Genomic DNA, 17,387 nt, shown 5'->3' on the forward strand with positions numbered 1-17,387 from the left:
GCCGTTCAGGGGCGCCGGCGGCGGCTGGCGGTCAGCAGGCATCCGAGACCAGCCAGCCAGAGTGCGGCTGTCATCGGCTCGGGCACCGCTGTGACGTTGATGGTGATCGACTTGCCATCGAATGAGCCGTCGGTCGACGAGAAGTCGTCGTACTGCGGATAGCTGTACTGCCATGACGAGCAGCTCAGCCCGCCGCCCCCATCGCTCATGCAATCCCGGTAAGCGATCTCGCTGCCGGAAGAGATGGCGTTCGTGGCGCTCCATCCGCCGCCGACGACAATGTCGAAGGTGCCGGCGGTCGGGAACAGTACCGAGAAGGTCCAGCCGTTGGCATATGAGCTGCCGGGCGACCCAGCGGGATAGTCGTTGAAGTTCTGGCCGGCGGCCTGCAGGTAGACGGCCGTCACCGTTTCGGCCTCGTACCAGTACCAGTTCATCATCCATTCCTGGTAACCCTCGACCGGTGGGGGTTCGACCGGATCATTCCCGCCGTCGTTACGCGACGAGGTGTTCACGCTGAAGGACACGAAGAAATCCACCGTGCTGCCGGCCTGCACCGTGGTCTGGCTGGCGCCGAAGCTGTCGATCTGTCCGCTGGCGGACCATGCGCAGGGACTGGCGATCAGGCCGAGGCAAAGCAGTGCCGAAGTGGCTCTGTTCATGTTCCGCTCCTCTTTCAATGACACCGGTGCAGCCGCACGCTGCGGTGGGCCAGCCTGGGCGTCGGGTTGGATGAAGTTATGAGCCTAGCATCGGGACATGTGCTTCGATAGCGCATCCGACCGGCGGTGGCGATTCCGTTCGGCGACCGGCTGACCGGCAGACGATGCGTTCATCGGTGGGCGCGGCGCATGCCGGTGGCCCATGCTTCAATTAATATGCGGGGCCAGAAAATCGGGGCTTTCCTGTTTAGCAGCTCGCGGCCGTGTTGCCACCCGTCCTGCGTATCCGCCCGGGGAGGCACCCCCACATGAGACCCGACAATGCCGTCACCTGATCTTCGTGATCGCCTTTTCGTGCTGGCCCAGCACGGCATGCCCAAGCAGGCACTGACGCGTTTCGCCGAATTCGTGGCGAATTCGCGGGCACCCTGGACCCGCGGCATCATTCCCTGGTTCATCCGCAAGTACGGCGTGGACATGAGCGAGGCCGCTCGGCCTGACCCCGCGGACTACGCCTGCTTCAACGATTTCTTCACCCGCGCGCTGCGCGAAGGCGCCCGTCCGCTGGCCGACGCGCCCTTCGTCAGCCCGGTCGATGGCACCGTGATCGACTGCGTGCAGCTCGATGGCGACACCTTGCTGCAGGTGAAGGGGCACCCCTACAGCGCACGTGCGCTGGTGGGCGGAGACGCGGCGCTGGTCGATCTTTTCGACGGCGGCGAAGCGATCTCGATCTACCTGAGCCCGAAGGACTACCACCGCATCCACATGCCCTGTGCCGGGCGGCTCCGGCGCATGGTCCATGTACCGGGCAGCCTCTACTCGGTGAACCCGGCGACGGTGGCGGGCGTGCCCGGCCTGTTCGCGCGCAATGAACGCGTGGTCTGCCTGTTCGATTCGGACTTCGGCCCCTTCGTGCTGACACTGGTCGGCGCCATGGTGGTCGGCAGCATGCAGACCGTGTGGCATGGGCTGATCAATCCGCCGCGCAGCGGAACCCTGCGCGAGTGGCGTTACGACGATCAGGACATCCGGCTCGCCCGCGGCGAGGAGATGGGCCGCTTCCTGCTCGGCTCGACCGTCGTCATGCTGTTCCCGAAGGGCGTGCTGCGCGCCCGCGCCGACTGGTTGCCGGGCCGTTCGGTGCGCATGGGCGAGGCGATGGCCGAGGCCTTGCGCTGAAGCAACTGCGTGGGCGCTGTTCCTGAATGTTTGTTTCCATGGGAACAAATATCGTGTGAATCGAAACAAATGGGCTATGCTTCAGCTTGATTCTGAATCACGGAGGACAGCCGTCATGGGCGCCATCGCAGACAAGGGAATCAGCGCTTCGGAAGACCGGGGCGCACTGGCCCGCATGATCATGACCCTGCTCGATCACTGGAAGCTCGGCACCGAAGACCAGGCCGCGCTGCTTGGCATCGCCGCCAGCAACCGGGCGGCGCTGGCGCGCTACCGGCGCGGCGAGCCGATCGGCACCAGCCGCGACCAGTACGAGCGGGTCGGTCATCTGCTGGGCATCCACAAGAACCTGCGCCTGCTGTTCCCGCAGAACCGCGACCTCGCCTATCGCTGGATGAGTACGCGCAACCGCGCTTTCGACAACCTCACCCCGGTCGAGGTGGTGAAGGAGTGGGGCTTTGCCGGGCTGCTGATGGTGCGCGCCTATCTGGATCGGGCGCGCGGCCAGTGAGTCTCGGCGATCTGTTCGCCCGCCTCGCGCTGGCCGAGGTGCAGCGCGACGTGTTCCGCAACATCGTGTCGCTGCGCAGTTCGCAGGACCTGTTCGATGACCTGACCGAGGATCCGGCCGAGTGGCTGCTGGCGCAGAAGGTGGAGGGCGACGCCAAGCCGCCGCCTTACCGCTCGGCTACGCCGGTGCTGCACCGTCCGTTCGAGGACGCCGAGTGGTTCAACGCCATTGCCTGGCCTTTCCAGAACTGGCAGGCCAGCCGCTTTTCCGACGGCCGTCACGGCGTCTGGTACGGCTCGGAGTCGGTCGAGACCACGGTCTATGAGTCCGCCTGGCACTGGCGCAACGGTCTGCTGGCCGACGCCGGTTTCGAGCGCGAATCGGTGGCGGCCGAGCGCAAGGTCTATGTCGTGGGCTGCGCCGCTGCATTGCTGGATTTCCGGCCGCTCACGGCCGACTGGCCGGATCTGCTGCATCCGCTCGATTACAGCTTCCCGCAGTCGGTCGGCGCGCGCATCCACCGCGAAGGCCATCCCGGCCTGGTTGTGCAGTCGGTGCGCCGGCCCGAGGGCGAGAACTTTGCGGTATTCAATCCGGCGGTGCTGTCCAGCCCGCGTCACCACCTGCAACTGACTTACCGGCTCGACGGCGAATGCATCGTCGTCGAGAAGACGCCGGGCGTCGCGTGGTTCGGCATCGACGCGGCCGATTTCGGGCGGCGCGCTGCGGCTTGAGTTCAGACCGTCCTGCGGGGCGAAGGCAGGCGTCGCATCAGCGACTTCGATTCCGCCGCGCGCAGGATGCGGCGGAAGGTCGGACATTCCAGATGGCTGGGCGCAGGACAGGCCGCGGCGTGCCGGAGGCCGTCGCGCAGCGCGCTCAGCCTGCGTATCGTGTGTTCGATTTCGTCCGCGCGTTCGGCCAGCAGCCCACGGTCGATATCCAGCGTGCCGCCGGGCGAAAACATGCGGCCGATCTCGTCCAGCGAGAAACCGGCGGCGCGGCCCAGCGAAATCAGGGCCAGTCTTTCCAGCACGCCCTCGCCGAATACGCGGCGCAGACCGCGCCGGCCGATCGAACGTATCAGCCCCTTTTCCTCGTAGAAACGCAGGGTCGCCGCGGTGACGCCGGCGCGTTGCGCCACTTCGGCGATATCCAGATCGCTCATGGGCTTGACCTCAAGTCGACTTGAATTTGCATAGTGCTCACACCGCACATCGCGGGCAAGTCAGGAGAGAAACGATGGATGCTTCAACGACGCACGGCGACGCGCAGTCAGCTTTGTGGAACGGTCCGGCCGGAGACGCCTGGGTGCAGGCACAGCCGCTGCTCGATGCGCTGTTCGCGTCTTTCTCCGAACGGCTGGTCGCGGGGGCACGGACGAGGTCCGCGCGCAGCGTGATCGACGTCGGCTGCGGTACCGGCGCCACCACGCTGGCGCTGGCCGAGGCACTGGACAGCGGAGCGCACTGCGTCGGTGTCGATGTGTCGGCGCCGATGATCGCCGCGGCCCGTGCCCGCGCGCTGGCCAGCGCTTCGGCCGCGTGCTTCGTCTGCGCCGATGCCGCACGGCATGACTTCGCCCCCGGCGCCGCCGACCTCATCGTGTCGCGCTTCGGCGTCATGTTCTTCGAGCGCCCGGTCGATGCGTTTGCCCACCTGCGCGCGGCGCTGCGCGGCGGCGGTGCGCTGCACGCCATCGCCTGGCGCGGCGGCGACGAGAACGCCTTCATGACCACCGCCGAGCGCGCGGCCGCACCGCTGCTGCCCGACTTGCCCGCGCGTCGCCCGGGCGCGCCGGGCCAGTTCGCCTTCGCCGACCGGACTTTCGTACGCGAGGTGCTGGTGCGCAGCAGCTGGCAGGATGTCGACATCCATCCGCTCGACATCGAATGCGCGCTGCCCGCCGCCGAGCTCGAACGCTACTTCACGCTGCTCGGCCCGGTCGGGGTCGCGCTGCAGCAGGCCGACGCAGACACCCGCGCACGCGTGATCGACGTGCTGCACGAAGCTTTCCGGCCCTACAAAGACGACGGAATGGTGCGCTTCACGGCGGCGTGCTGGGAGATATCGGCTCGCGCATGAGCGCAGCACTTCAGCGACCGGAGAAGCGCAGCCTGGACAGCATCTTCAGATTGCCCCTGCGGTAATAGGCGTCGGCCCAGCTGTCATCCGGCGACAGCGGCTTCGCCTCCTTCAGTTTCAGCAGCTTCGCGTAGTAGCGGAAGCGGTAGTGCTCGTAGAAGCGCAGCACTTCCAGACCGTAGCGGTCGGCAAGGTCGGTGTCGCCGCGGATGACGAGGACGTTCTCGTCGTTGCCGCTGCTGGCCGAGGCGCTGAGGTTGTGGCTGCCACTGAGGATGACCGGATGGTCGGTGGTGAAGTCGGTGACGATGGCTTTCAGGTGCACCAGCAGGTTGCCGCGCTGGCCGCGCAGACCTTCCTTGACCCAGCCTTCCAGACCGCTGTTGAGGAGCGCCGGCGTCGTGAATTCGGCGGTGCGATCGGCGTGGAAGCCGGTAATCCGGCTGGCGCTGTTCTGGATGCCGTAGCGCAGCACCTGGTCGTTGGCCTTGCCGAGCAGGGCGTCGAGTATCGGTTCCGGCAGCGCGAAGGCGGTGGCGAACAGCAGGTCGCTTTTGGCGCCGTTTATCAGGTCGGCGAAGGCGGCAAGGTCGCCGCCGCCGGAGCGCGGCGAGAAGCCGGTCCAGATGCGGCCGGCCGGCGCGACCGGGTTGTGTTCGTTGATCCACGCGCGGGTGGCGGCAACGTCGCCGGGCGCGGCCCAGATCTGTTCGAACAGCGCCAGATAGTCGGCCGCCACCGCCTTGTCGTCGGCGGTGTGCACCACATTGGCCTGCCGGTACACGCCGTTCTCGGTGAAATTGGTGCTGCCGCACAATACGGCGCGCGGCGTGCGGGTGCCGCCGCGGCCGAGCTTGCTCAGCACGATGTACTTGTGGTGAAAGATTTTCGAAGTGAGGCGCGCCCGCTTCTTCGCCTTCGGAATCGATTTCAGCGCCGCCTCGTTCTGCACCGTCTGTTCGTCGCCGGCCTTGCCGTGATAGAGCACGCGCACCTGCGCGCCGCGCCGGTGCGCCGCCCGCACGGCGCTGGCGATGGCCTTCAGTTCGTATTCGTAGATCGCGATGTCCAGCGCCCAGGTTGAATCCTTGGCGCGGGCGATGAAGGCGAGCAACCGGTCGAGCAGGCCGTTCTGCAGCCAGTCGCGCGGCGCGGCCGGCCATTTCTCGATCGGCAGGTCCTTGTTCTCCGGGCGACTCAGCAGCGCGTCGAGCTCGGGAAACTTGCGGCCGAAGGCCTGGCTGGCGGCGACCGCCCGGTTGAACACGACGCCATGACCCCTGGGCTTGCCGTCGTCGGTGGTGACGGCCAGCTCCAGTGACTCGCCCAGTTCAGGCCGCTCGGCGCTGCCGTACACCAGATGTACGCGGTAGCGGCAGCGGGTGCCAGGCGCGATGCTGTAATCGGCCCAGCGGAATTTCTGTATCGGCGCCAGATTGCTCGGGGTGGCCGCCCATTTTTCCAGCGTGTGCGCGCGGCCGGGGAAGGTGAGACTGTTCAGCAGCCACTGCCACTCCTTCGTGCCTTCCTTCTGCTCGATCGCGAAGCCGAGCAGGCCGGCGCGTCGCGATGCGTCGACGTCCATCGCCAGCAGCACGCCGCTGGTGCCGGCGTAGGCCTTGACGCGGAAGTCGTCGCCGGCGTTGGTGACCAGTACACGCATGGGAATTCCCCGGGCGATGCGATGACGTCATCTTGCGACCGGGGCGCGAAAGCTGCAACGATGACGAGCTGCGATGTCGAAATGCCGGTGCGTGCTTCGTCGACCGGGTAGTCCCGCGGCACAGTGCTGCGCCGCGGCCCCTCACGGAACAAGGAGGAAAGCCCATGTCATCCCCATCTGCAGTTACCCTGCTGGTCGCCACCCGCAAGGGCGCCTGGCTCTATCACGGCGACGCCGAACGCAAGACCTGGCGGGTCGATGGCCCGCATTTTCTCGGTCACATCATCAGCCACCTGGTACTCGATCCGCGTGACGGCCGCACGCTGCTGGCGGCAGCCAAGACCGGCCACCTCGGGCCGACCATGTTCCGCTCGACCGACTTCGGCCAGACATGGAGCGAGGCCGCGCGGCCGCCGGCCTTCGCGAAGGTCGATGGCGGCGTGGGCCGCAGTGTCGATCACACCTTCTGGCTCACGCCGGGGCACCCCAGCCAGCCCGGCGTCTGGTACGCCGGCACCAGTCCGCAGGGCCTGTTCCGCTCCGACGATGGCGGCGATACGTGGGCGCCGTGCTCATCGATCAACGACGACCCGCGATATCTGGAGTGGATGGGTACGGCGCAGGACGGTACGCCGGACGGTCCCAAGCTGCACTCCATCATCGTCGACCCGCGCGACCCGATGCATATGTATATGGCGATGTCGGGCGGCGGCGTGCACGAGTCCTTCGACGCCGGTCGCAGCTTCGCGCCGCTGATCGAGGGTCTCGAAGTGGTGGAGGGTTTCGACGTGACGCAGCCGACCTTTCACGACCCGCACTGCATTCGCCTGTGCCCGGCCAACCCGGACCGGCTCTACCAGCAGAACCACTGCGGCATCTACCGGCTCGACCGGCCGGCCACGCGCTGGCGGCGCATCGGCGGTGGCATGCCGGCCGAGGTCGGCGATATCGGTTTCCCTATGGTGGTGCACCCGCGCAATCCGGACACCGCCTGGGTGTTCCCGATGGACGGCACCGCGGTGTGGCCGCGCACCAGCCCGGGCGGGAAGCCGGCTGTATTCGTCACCCGCGATGGTGGTGAGCAATGGCAGCGTCAGGACGCCGGCCTGCCGGCTGAACAGGCCTGGTGGACGGTGAAGCGGCAGGCGATGACGGCAGATGCTCAGCCCTCGGTCGGACTCTACTTCGGCACCACCAGCGGCGAACTGTGGGCGAGCAGCGACGAGGGCGCGCACTGGCACTGCATCGCGCGCCACCTGCCCGACATCTACGCCGTCGAGGTGGCGGAGCGGCCGCGCACATGAAGGTGCTGATACCGAGTGCGCTGCGTTCCTACACCGAAAGTGCGCACGCCGAAGCCGACGGCGCCACGCTGGCCGACGTGGTGGCCGCGCTCGACCTGCAGTATCCGGGCATCGCCTTCCGCATGATCGACGAACAGGGGCGGATACGCCGCCACATCCGCTTCTTCGTCGACGGACAGCAGGTGCGCGATCTGGCACAGGCGGCCGATGCCGCCGGTGAACTGGTCATCGTGCAGGCACTCAGCGGCGGCTGAACGCCGGCGTCACGCGACTCGCCTACACTGCTCCGGAACCCCGGCGGCGACGTCGCGTCGACCGGGGGTGTGCCAATTCGGAGAATCCAGTGTTCCTGCCCAGACTGTGCGCCCTCGCGTTCGCGGCGCTGTTGCCGCTTTCTCCCCCGGCTCGCGCCGAAGACGTGTCGACGCTGTCTTACGACGCTCGGCTCGGCGGCTATGCCTATGCCTTCGACGTGAAGTTCTTCCCGCTGTCGTCGCAGGGGCAATCGCTCGAAATGGCCTACATCCATCTTCCGGGCGAAGCCGGCAAGCCGGTGGTCACCTTGCTGCATGGCAAGAACTTCAACGCCGATTACTGGGCGGGCACCGCGCGTCATCTGCAGAAGCTGGGCTACGGCGTGCTCATTCCGGACCAGATCGGTTTCGGCAAGTCGTCCAAACCGGTCCAGTACCAGTATTCCTTTCCGACGCTGGCGCGCCACACCCGCGCGTTGATGGCCTCGCTCGGCATCGAGCGCTCCATCGTCGTCGGCCATTCGATGGGCGGCATGCTGGCCAGCCGTTTCGCGCTGATGTACCCGCAGGCGGTGCAGCGCCTGGTGCTGGTGAATCCGATCGGGTTGGAGAACTACCTGAAGTATGTCGAGCACAAGGACACCGACTTCTTTTACGGCGTCGAACAGAAGCAGACGGCCGACAGCATCGCGAAGTATCAGCGCGACAACTATTACGACGGTCAGTGGAACGCGCGCTACGCGGCGCTCACCCGTTTCATGATCGGCCAGATGCAGGGACCGGACAGGAATCAGGTCGCATGGGTCAATGCCTTGACCTACGACATGATCTTCACCCAGCCTGTTGTGACAGAGTTCGGGGATCTGTCGGTGCCGGTCAGTCTGATCATCGGCACGCGTGACCGTACCGGACCGGGCCGCAACTGGATGCGTCCTGGCGTCGAGTACGAACTGGGGCGCTACGACCGGCTGGGCCGGACGGCGGCGGCGCTGATTCCGGGCGCCGTGCTGTTCGAACTGCCGGGCCTGGGCCATATGCCGCACATCGAGAATTTCGAGGCGTTCAGCAAGGTATTCGACCAGGCGATCGGCGTACAGTGACCGCGAGGTCGATGTCATCAGGAGTCCGCACCATGAACCACACCTCCCGCAGCCCGTACGAGAACGACGCCGAAAACGGGGCCACCACGGCCGGGCCGGTCGAACTGTGGCACCAGACCTTTCACGAACTGCTCGACGGCATTGCGCGATCGACCGACCCCTTCGGCATGACGGCGCCCATCGTGCATGCGCAGCTTGCGTGGGCAGCGCATCCGAAGGAACTGAGCGATCGGCTGGTCAGCCTGTCGTCCGATCTGTGGCGACTGCAGCAGCACACGATGAACCGGCTGCTCGGCCTGCCCGACACCGATCCGATTCCGGTCACCGAGGGTGATGCGCGCTTCGCCGATCCGGCGTGGACCGACCTGCCCACCTTCGACCTGATGAAGGAGTGGTATCTGGCCTTCACCCGTCACACCCAGGACATGCTGTACGACACGCCGGGCATGTCCGAGAAGGACCGCGAGCGCGCGGCGTTCTGGTGGCGCAACTGGCTCAATGCGGTGGCGCCGACCAACTACCTGTTCACCAATCCGGTGGCGCTGCGCAAGGCGATGGAAACCCGCGGCGAAAGCCTGGCCCGCGGTTTCCGCAACTTCCTCGACGACCTGAAGGCTGGCGACGTGCGCATGACCGACCCGGACGACTTCAAGGTCGGCGAGAACCTGGCGACTACGCCGGGTGCGGTGGTGATGCGCAACCGTCTGCTCGAACTGATCCACTACGCGCCAACGCAGGCGAAGGTGCATACGCAACCGGTCGTCATCGTGACGCCGTGGATCAACAAGTTCTACGTGCTCGATCTGGCGCCGAAGAAAAGCATGATCCGCTACCTGCTCGACCAGGGGCTGGACGTGTTCATCACCAGCTGGAAGAACCCTGACGCCTCGATGCGTGACGTCACTTTCGACGATTACCTTCTCGAAGGCGTACATGCGGCGATCGAAACCGCACGCGCACTGACCGGCGCGCCGAAGGTGCACGCGGTCGGCTACTGCATCGGCGGCACGGCGCTCGCGATGTACATGGCCTGGGCCAATCGCCGCTTTTCGCCCGAAGAGGTGCCGGTCGCCGACTGGACGCTGCTCACCACACTGATCGACTTCCGCGCGCCGGGCGAGATCGAGGTGTTCATCGACGAATCCAGCGTGCGTTCGCTGTGCGACGCGATGGCGCAGAAGGGCTATCTCGATGGCAAGGAAATGGCCGCCTCCTTCCGCCTGCTGCGCTCCAACAGCCTGATCTGGAACTACGTCGTCAATGGCTGGCTGTACGGCGAAACGCCGCCACCCTTCGACGTGCTGTACTGGAACATGGACGCCACGCGCATGCCGCAGACCATGCACGGCTGGTATCTGCGCGAGCTCTATCTGCACAACAGGCTGATCAAGCCGGACGCGCTGACCGTGGCCGGCGAACCGCTCGATCTGCACCGCATCACCCAGCCGCTGTACGCGGTGGCGGCCGAGGACGATCACATCGCGCCGTGGCAGCAGGCCTTCCGCATCCACCGTCATCTGGCGGGCGAAAAGCGCTTCGTGCTGTCGAGTTCAGGCCACATCCTCGGCATCGTCAATCCGGTCGTGACGCCGCCGAAGCGCAGTTACCGTGCGGCGGAGGTCCACCGTGCGGACCGCGCCGACGCCTGGCACGCGCACAACGACGCGCAGCCGGGCAGCTGGTGGGAAGACTGGATGGCCTGGCTCAAGCCGCGTGCCGGAAAGCTGGTGAAGGCCCGCCCGGCTGCTACCGCCGATTTCCCCGAACTGACCCCGGCGCCGGGCGCTTATGTGATGGAGCGCTGAGCCGATCGCTGCCGCGTCGGCTGGGCGTGTGCAGATGCAGATTGAAATCCATGTCGTCGCCGTGTGATGATGCCGCCCACCCGATCAACAACAATAGCGGACATGGTCATCTCGCCCAGCCTGGCCACGCTCAACGGAGGCTCCATGGATAACGTTCTGCTTTTTGCGGCAGGCGAATTGTTCATCGTGATCGTCATGATGGCGCTGATCGCGCGTCTCAACGGCAAGGATCAGGAAAGCCGTCACCTCTACTTCGGTTCCATCGTGCTGACCGCGCTGGCGCTGGTATTCATGCTCGCGATGGCGATGTACTACTGGGCCGACGCCGGCAGCGCCGACCGGGCGCAGAAACTGTTCGAAGCCTGCCAGCAGATCATTCCTCCGCTGCTCACGCTGGTGATCGGCTTCTACTTCGGGCAGAAGCGCTGAGCGTGCAGCGCCTGCTCCATTGGGCGCTGCGACGCAGGACCTGCCGATGAGCGGTATCCGCTTCGTTGCAGCGACGCCGGTGCTGGCGTCGCTCGACATCCTGCAGACCGTCGATTTCTACGTGCAGCGCCTGGGTGCGACAGCGGTGCACGTGGACCAGGGCGTCTACGGCATCGTGGCGCTGGGCGGCATTCATATCCATTTCTGGGCCTGCGGCGACCGGCGCATCGCCGAAGCGACCGGCTGCCGCATCGCCGTCGAAGGCGTGGATGCACTGTTCGCTCGCTGCACGCGGGAGGGCATCGTCCATCCCAATGCACCGCTGCATGAAACGCCCTGGGGCACTCGGGAGTTCGCCGTGCTTGATGGCGACGGCAATCTGATCACCTTTCACGAACGCACCGCGACCTGAGGTGGCGATCACGGCGCTTGCGTCGAATTACTGACTTCCGCCGGTCGCAGCGGGGAGGCTGAGCGTGCCTCTTTCGCTGAAGCGCTGCACGCCGAAAGGACCGCCGCCGAGCTTGCCACTCAGCGTGTAGGGCAGGCGGTCGAGATCGGCGTCGCTGCCCAGTTCCAGCACTTGACGGAAGGCCCACAAGGCGGACACCGTGACCGGCACGCTCACCACTGCCTCGCCGAAACGCGGCACGCTGCCGCGCGCATCGCTGACGCCGGTGGCGAAGGTCCGGTCGTTCACATCGAGCTGCAGTGCCAGGCCGTCGTAGTCGATCGGATGGTCGTTCGGGTTCTGCACCCGCAGCTTCAGTGCGAAGCGCAATTCGAATCCTTCACCCTGCAGCGGTTCCAGCCCGACCAGATTGACCCGCACCGGGTCGCGCGTGGTCAGGCCGGCACAGCCTGACAGCGCGAGCAGGGCACACAGAACGAGGAGCAGGCGTGCGGCATTCCGGTACATGATCACCTCTGTGGTCGTCGGGCCCGGCAACGCGTGCCGCCCGGCCTTCCTTCATCGGTCGGGACTTACTTGCCCGGTTCGCCAACGAAGATCTCGACGCGCCGGTTCTTGGCACGGCCGGCTTCGCTGCCGTTGTCGGCCAGCGGTTCGTGCGAGCCGCGGCCGTCGATCACGATACGCGACGACGCCACGCCGCGGTCGGCCAGATAGTTGCGTGCGCTGGCGGCGCGGTTGACCGACAGCGGATCGTTCACCGCGTCGCTGCCGGTGCTGTCGGTGTGACCGATGATGCGCACCGAGGTGGTCGGATTGGCGTTCAGCGTCTGCGCGAAGCGGTCGAGCACGGGGCGGAAGTTCGGCTTGATGTCGGCGCGGCCGACGTCGAATGAAATGTCGCTCGGGATCTCGAGCTTCAGCTGGTTGTCGGCGGTCTGCACCACATCGACGCCGGTGCCAGCGGTAGCCTGTTCCATCGCCCGCTTCTGTTCCTCCATCTTCTGTGACCAGATATAGGTGCCGATGCCGCCAACCGCGGCGCCGATCAGCGCACCGCTGCGCGTGGCGCCGCCGCTGCGGCCGACCGCGCTGCCCAGTGCTGCGCCGGCAGCCGCACCGACGCCTGTACCTATCGTGGTCCGCTTCTGTGTTTCGGTCATGTTCGCGCAGCCGGTGGCGACGAGGGCGCCGGCAGTCAGCAGGATGAGTGTCTTTTTCATGATGTGTGCTCTCCGGTATGCGGGCCGCGTTCGACGCGGCGCCGAGTTGTTCGTGCGCGCTGCGCGGCGCATTGCTGACGCCTTATGTCGCAGCGGCACCTTTGAAGTCTCGGCGATTCCCCGATGTACTCCTGTCAGACAACGCGTACGCCCGATGTACGCACGCGCCGACGTCGGGTCGCGCTTCAGCGTCCTTCGTCGAAATGCGGTCCTGCGCCTTCGCCGGCCAGTGTGTCCTGCGCGTTGCGCAGCGGGCAGGCCTTCAGCGACAGGCAACCGCAGCCGATGCAGCCGTCGAGCTGGTCGCGCAACTGCGTGAGCGTGCGGATGCGTGCGTCCAGCTCCTGCTGCCAGCGCGCCGACAGGCGGCGCCAGTCGGCAACGGTGGGCGTGCGCCGGTTCGGCAATGCCTGCAGTGCTTCAGCAATCGCGGCCAGCGGAATGCCCATGCGCTGCGCCACCTTGATCACCGCGACGCGGCGCAGCACCGAACGCGGATAGCGCCGCTGGTTGCCGGCGTTGCGCGTGCTGTGTATCAGCCCGCGGCTTTCATAGAAGTGCAATGCCGATACGGCGACGCCGCTGCGTGCGGCGACTTCACCGACCGACAGGCTGACCGTAACGGACTTGTTGCCTTTGGCGAGTTCTGACATTCGATCTCCGGGGGTTGACCTCAACCTTGCTTGAGGTCCGATGCTACGCGTCCTTCCATCGAATGGAGCACACCATGTCCTTGCCTTCCACCGCCGCCCCGAACGGCCGACGCACCCGCTTCATCCAGCCGCAGGGCCTTTACGACGCGACGGCCAATGGCTACTCGCACCTGGTGATCGCCGAAGCTCCGGCGCGCCATATATATATTGCAGGGCAGGGCGGCGAGAATGCGCGCGGTGAGCTGTCGCCCGACTTCGCGCAGCAGGTTGCGCAGGCACTGCGCAACCTCGCCACGGCCCTGGATGCGGCGCAGGCAGCGCCGTCCGACGTGGTCAAGCTCACGGTGCTGGTGGTCGATCACACGCAGGACCGGCTCGTTGTATTCGTGCAGGCCCTGCGTGCGATGTGGGGCGAGGCGTCGCCGCCGGCCTGCACGCTGATACCGGTGCCGCGGCTGGCGCTCGACGGCATGCTGTTCGAGATCGAGGCGACGGCGGTCATCCACGGCTGAGCTGCCCATCGACCTGCACCGCCGCGCGGCGGACGACTACACCTTCCGGATCCAGGATTCCATGCATCGATCGAGCGCTTCTTCGCAGTCCGCAGCACGCGACACCTTGTCGACGCCGGTACTGCTGCTGATGGCCGTGGCCGCGGGCCTGTGTGCCGGCGGCAACTACTTCAACCAGCCTTTGCTGTCGGCCATCGCGCGCGACCTGCACGCGAACGAGGCATCGGTGGCATTCACCGTGACCATCGCACAGGTCGCCTACGCCTGCGGACTGCTGCTGCTCGTGCCGCTGGGCGACATGCTCGAGCGGCGGGCACTGGCGGTGGGACTCATGCTGCTCGCTGCACTGGGCCAGTTCATCAGCGGCTTCGCCGATTCGCTTTCGCTGCTGTCGACGGGCATCGCGGTGGCCGGCCTGTTCTCGGTGGCGGCGCAGATACTGGTGCCGATGGCGGCGACGCTGGCCGAACCGCAGCGCAGGGGGCAGGCGGTCGGTGTCGTCATGAGCGGTCTGCTGACCGGCATCCTCGCGGCGCGCAGCGTGGCCGGATTGCTCGCGCCGCTCGGCGGCTGGTCGACCGTGTACCGGGTCGCCGGCTTCGCCATGCTCGTCGTTGCCTTGCTGCTGTGGAGGGTGCTGCCGCAATCGCGCAATCCGTCGCCGCGGCCCTACCTGCAGACGCTGGCATCGCTCGGCACACTGTTCCGCAGCCTGCCGCGTCTGCGCAGTCGTGCGCTGCTCGGGGCGCTGTCCTTCGCCTCGGTCAGCGTGCTGTTCTCGACGATGGCGCTGTTGCTGGCCGGACCGGGGCACGGCATGGACGAGGTTTCCATCGGCCTGGTCGGACTGGCTGGGGCGGCCGGCGCGCTGATGGCCAACGTCGTCGGCCGCGCAGCGGATCGTGGTGGCGCAATGCGTGCAAGCGCGATCGCGGTGCTGCTGCTGATCGCGAGCTGGGTGGCACTGCTGTGGGGTGCGGACAGCCTGGCTTGCTTCCTCGGCGGTTTCGTCGTGATCGACATGGCGCTGCAGGGCGTGCACATCAGCAACCAGCACATCGTGTTCCGGCTCGCACCGGAGGCTCGGGCGCGACTCAACGCGGTGTACATGACCTGCTATTTCGCCGGTGCCGCAAGCGGCTCGGCCCTCGGCTCATTCGCCTGGCAACACGGCGGCTGGCCGGCCACCTGCGCGGTCGGTGGCGGGCTCGGCCTGCTCACTGCCGTCGCGCTCGCGCACGACAGGCGCCTCGCGCGGCGAGGCTGACCGGCCGCCGCTTTGTTTGATGTACTGTATATGGATACAGCTATCGAAAGTGTTCCGCCGTGTCCGAATCCAGCACCGTCAGTCGCCCCGATTACCTCTCCTCCCTGAACGACGCGCAACGCGAAGCCGCCACCTTCGGCGTTGCGCCCGACGCCCTTGCCGGGCCGCTGCTGGTGATCGCCGGCGCCGGCACAGGCAAGACGAATACGCTGGCGCATCGCGTTGCCCATCTGCTGGTCAATGGCGCGCAGCCGGAGTCCGTCATGCTGCTCACCTTCTCGCGACGCGCGGCCGACGAAATGACGCGCCGGGTGCAGCGCATCGTCGCGCAGGTGTCGCCGCGTTTCGCCACGCTGGCCAGTGCCGGCTTCCCGTGGTCGGGCACCTTTCACGGTGTCGGTGCGCGGCTGCTGCGCGAGTACGCCGGACGCATCGGGCTCGATCCCGCCTTCACCATCCACGATCGCGAAGACTCTGCCGATCTGATGAATCTGGTGCGGCACGACATCGGCCTGTCCAGCAAGGCCAAGCGCTTTCCGCTGAAGGGTACCTGCCTGGCGATCTATTCGGCGGCGGTGAACACGCAGTCGCCGCTGGCCGATGTGCTGCAGTCGTCCTTCCCCTGGTGTGCCGAGTGGGAGGCCGATCTGAAAACGCTGTTCCGCGCCTATGTCGAGGCCAAGCAGGCGCAGCAGGTGCTCGACTACGACGACCTGCTGCTGTACTGGGCACAGATGGCGGCCGAGCCGGTCATCGCGCGCGAACTCGGCGCGCGCTTCGCGCATGTGCTGGTCGACGAGTACCAGGACACCAACCGCCTGCAGTCGAGCATCCTGCTGTCGATCAAACCCGACGGCCGGGGCCTCACCGTGGTCGGTGACGACGCGCAGTCCATCTACAGCTTCCGTGGTGCCACGGTACGCAACATCCTCGACTTCCCGCAGCAGTTCGATCCGCCGGCGCGGCGCATCACGCTGGAGCAGAACTACCGCTCGACACCGCCGCTGCTCGACGCGGCAAATGCGGTGATCGGCGAAGCCGACGAGCGTTTCGTCAAGCAGCTGTGGAGTGTGCGCACCGGCACGCAGAAGCCGCTGCTGGTATCGGTGCGCGACGACGCTGCTCAGGCGGAGTTCGTCGTCACGCAGATACTCGCGCGGCGCGAAGGCGGCATTAAGCTGAAGTCGCAGGCGGTGCTGTTCCGCACCTCCAGCCACAGCATGCGGCTGGAGATCGAACTGACACGGCGGAACATTCCCTTCGTGAAGTTCGGCGGCCTGAAGTTTCTCGAAGCGGCGCACGTGAAGGATCTGCTGTCGGTGCTGCGCTGGGCGCAGAACCTGCGCGACCGCGTTGCCGGATTCCGCGCGATCCAGTTGCTGGCCGGCATCGGTCCGAAGACTGCGGCACGCATCCTCGACAACATCCAGGCTGCGCCGCCGGGTGCCGCGCTGCTTGCCGAACAGCCGGTGCCCGAGGGCGTGCGCGCCTGCTGGTCCGAGTTCAGTGCGCTGGTCGAAGCGGCCGGTGCCGAGCGCGCCGAATGGCCGGCCAGTGCCGAACAGGTGGCGCGCTGGTACGAAGCGCAGATGGATCGTCTGTACGAGGATGCCGTCGTGCGCGCTGCGGACATCCAGCAACTCGCACGGCTGGCGTCGACCTATCCGAGTCGCGAGCGCTTCCTTACCGAGCTCACGCTGGACCCTCCCGAAGTGACCAGCGACGAGCCGGGCGCGCCGCTGCTCGACGAGGACTACCTCATCCTGTCGACCATCCACTCCGCCAAGGGGCGCGAGTGGAACGCGGTGTCGGTGCTCAACGCGGTCGACGGCGGCATTCCGTCGGAAATGTCGACCGGCAGCCAGGCCGAGATCGAGGAGGAAAGACGCCTGCTCTACGTTGCGATGACGCGCGCGAAGGAGCAGCTCGAGCTGGTGGTGCCGCAGCGCTTCTACATCACCGGTCAGGCGTCGACCGGTGATCGTCATGTCTACGCAGGGCGCACCCGCTTCGTTCCGAATCGACTGCTCCCGCTGTTCGAACAGACGAGCTGGCCACGCGTCGACATGGACGGCGTGCCGGCGATGACGGTGGCGGAAGCGCGGGTCGATATCGCCGCGAAGATGCGTGCGATGTGGCAGTGACCGATAGAGGTTTTTCGGCGGTTCGCAGTGTCGCGCACGGCACACTGCATCTAGTAGCGGACCCGGGATCGGACACTACGGGTGCCGTTGACGCGTAAGAAGGTGTTTGCGCGGCGCAACACTCCGACCTCGAGCCAGCTGACGATGTGGACGTCTTTTCGTGCAGGTGTCATTGTTCAGA

General features: G+C 66.5%; 19 protein-coding genes. 13 read left to right on the plus strand and 6 right to left on the minus strand.

All coding sequences use genetic code 11. The features are described from left to right. Positions 1-5 precede the first annotated feature (5 nt). Positions 6-662 (minus strand): PEP-CTERM sorting domain-containing protein, encoded by a 657-nt coding sequence (locus WJU27_RS00955; protein WP_341420858.1) that lies wholly within the window; start codon positions 660-662, stop codon positions 6-8. A 321-nt stretch (positions 663-983) separates the two neighbouring features. Between WJU27_RS00955 and asd the strand changes: the two genes are divergently transcribed. The 3 genes from asd to WJU27_RS00970 all read left to right on the plus strand — a co-directional run bounded on the left by asd (position 984) and on the right by WJU27_RS00970 (position 3,089). Beyond that, the gene (asd, locus tag WJU27_RS00960) at positions 984-1,844 is read left to right on the plus strand and encodes an archaetidylserine decarboxylase (RefSeq protein ID WP_020165411.1); all 861 of its coding nucleotides are present in this window, start codon (positions 984-986) and stop codon (positions 1,842-1,844) included. Between the two features lie 115 nt (positions 1,845-1,959). Continuing rightward, the gene (locus WJU27_RS00965) at positions 1,960-2,355 is read left to right on the plus strand and encodes an MbcA/ParS/Xre antitoxin family protein (protein ID WP_020165410.1); all 396 of its coding nucleotides are present in this window, start codon (positions 1,960-1,962) and stop codon (positions 2,353-2,355) included. Beyond that, complete coding sequence (locus tag WJU27_RS00970; RefSeq protein WP_020165409.1) at positions 2,352-3,089, plus strand: RES family NAD+ phosphorylase; 738 nt, start codon at positions 2,352-2,354, stop codon at positions 3,087-3,089. Before WJU27_RS00965 ends, WJU27_RS00970 begins: the two co-directional genes overlap by 4 nt. Positions 3,090-3,091: 2 nt before the next feature. Here the strand turns inward: WJU27_RS00970 and WJU27_RS00975 are convergent, their stop codons facing one another. Continuing rightward, complete coding sequence (locus tag WJU27_RS00975) at positions 3,092-3,523, minus strand: helix-turn-helix domain-containing protein (RefSeq protein ID WP_341420859.1); 432 nt, start codon at positions 3,521-3,523, stop codon at positions 3,092-3,094. 74 nt (positions 3,524-3,597) lie between these two features. Between WJU27_RS00975 and WJU27_RS00980 the strand changes: the two genes are divergently transcribed. Next, the gene (locus WJU27_RS00980; RefSeq protein ID WP_341420860.1) at positions 3,598-4,440 is read left to right on the plus strand and encodes a class I SAM-dependent methyltransferase; all 843 of its coding nucleotides are present in this window, start codon (positions 3,598-3,600) and stop codon (positions 4,438-4,440) included. 10 nt (positions 4,441-4,450) lie between these two features. On the opposite strand, the gene WJU27_RS00985 is transcribed toward WJU27_RS00980, so the two are convergent. Next, the gene (locus WJU27_RS00985; protein ID WP_341420861.1) at positions 4,451-6,103 is read right to left on the minus strand and encodes a phospholipase D-like domain-containing protein; all 1,653 of its coding nucleotides are present in this window, start codon (positions 6,101-6,103) and stop codon (positions 4,451-4,453) included. A 164-nt stretch (positions 6,104-6,267) separates the two neighbouring features. Between WJU27_RS00985 and WJU27_RS00990 the strand changes: the two genes are divergently transcribed. From WJU27_RS00990 to WJU27_RS01015, 6 genes are all read left to right on the plus strand, one after another. Further along, on the plus strand, positions 6,268-7,407 hold the full coding sequence (locus tag WJU27_RS00990; RefSeq protein ID WP_341420862.1) for a WD40/YVTN/BNR-like repeat-containing protein: 1,140 nt from the start codon (positions 6,268-6,270) through the stop codon (positions 7,405-7,407). Then, positions 7,404-7,661 carry a MoaD/ThiS family protein gene (locus WJU27_RS00995; protein ID WP_020165404.1) on the plus strand — a complete coding sequence of 86 codons (258 nt, stop codon included), beginning with the start codon at positions 7,404-7,406 and terminating at the stop codon, positions 7,659-7,661. The genes WJU27_RS00990 and WJU27_RS00995 overlap by 4 nt, the downstream gene beginning before the upstream one ends. Positions 7,662-7,750: 89 nt before the next feature. After that, positions 7,751-8,761, plus strand: coding sequence for an alpha/beta fold hydrolase (locus WJU27_RS01000; protein WP_341420863.1), 1,011 nt, complete (start codon positions 7,751-7,753; stop codon positions 8,759-8,761). A 32-nt stretch (positions 8,762-8,793) separates the two neighbouring features. Continuing rightward, positions 8,794-10,566, plus strand: coding sequence for a PHA/PHB synthase family protein (locus WJU27_RS01005; protein ID WP_341420864.1), 1,773 nt, complete (start codon positions 8,794-8,796; stop codon positions 10,564-10,566). A 144-nt stretch (positions 10,567-10,710) separates the two neighbouring features. Next, positions 10,711-10,995, plus strand: coding sequence for a hypothetical protein (locus WJU27_RS01010; RefSeq protein WP_341420865.1), 285 nt, complete (start codon positions 10,711-10,713; stop codon positions 10,993-10,995). A 46-nt stretch (positions 10,996-11,041) separates the two neighbouring features. Continuing rightward, positions 11,042-11,407, plus strand: a complete 366-nt coding sequence (locus tag WJU27_RS01015; protein ID WP_341420866.1) for a bleomycin resistance protein — start codon at positions 11,042-11,044, stop codon at positions 11,405-11,407. A 27-nt stretch (positions 11,408-11,434) separates the two neighbouring features. Here the strand turns inward: WJU27_RS01015 and WJU27_RS01020 are convergent, their stop codons facing one another. The 3 genes from WJU27_RS01020 to soxR form a co-directional block, all read right to left on the minus strand. Further along, a complete protein-coding gene (locus tag WJU27_RS01020; RefSeq protein WP_341420867.1) occupies positions 11,435-11,914 on the minus strand; it encodes an LEA type 2 family protein in 480 nt (159 codons plus the stop codon). A 65-nt stretch (positions 11,915-11,979) separates the two neighbouring features. Further along, complete coding sequence (locus WJU27_RS01025; protein ID WP_341420868.1) at positions 11,980-12,630, minus strand: OmpA family protein; 651 nt, start codon at positions 12,628-12,630, stop codon at positions 11,980-11,982. A 185-nt stretch (positions 12,631-12,815) separates the two neighbouring features. Beyond that, a complete protein-coding gene (gene soxR, locus WJU27_RS01030; RefSeq protein WP_341420869.1) occupies positions 12,816-13,283 on the minus strand; it encodes a redox-sensitive transcriptional activator SoxR in 468 nt (155 codons plus the stop codon). Positions 13,284-13,357: 74 nt separating this feature from the next. Between soxR and WJU27_RS01035 the strand changes: the two genes are divergently transcribed. From WJU27_RS01035 to WJU27_RS01045, 3 genes are all read left to right on the plus strand, one after another. Beyond that, a complete protein-coding gene (locus WJU27_RS01035; protein WP_341420870.1) occupies positions 13,358-13,795 on the plus strand; it encodes a RidA family protein in 438 nt (145 codons plus the stop codon). 61 nt (positions 13,796-13,856) lie between these two features. Next, on the plus strand, positions 13,857-15,062 hold the full coding sequence (locus tag WJU27_RS01040; RefSeq protein ID WP_341420871.1) for an MFS transporter: 1,206 nt from the start codon (positions 13,857-13,859) through the stop codon (positions 15,060-15,062). Positions 15,063-15,121: 59 nt separating this feature from the next. Then, entirely contained in the window at positions 15,122-17,206 is a 2,085-nt protein-coding gene (locus WJU27_RS01045) for an ATP-dependent helicase (protein ID WP_341420872.1), read from the plus strand. Positions 17,207-17,387 lie beyond the last annotated feature (181 nt).

The sequence above is a fragment of the Methyloversatilis sp. NSM2 genome, assembly GCF_038066675.1.
Lineage (GTDB): Bacteria > Pseudomonadota > Gammaproteobacteria > Burkholderiales > Rhodocyclaceae > Methyloversatilis > Methyloversatilis discipulorum_A.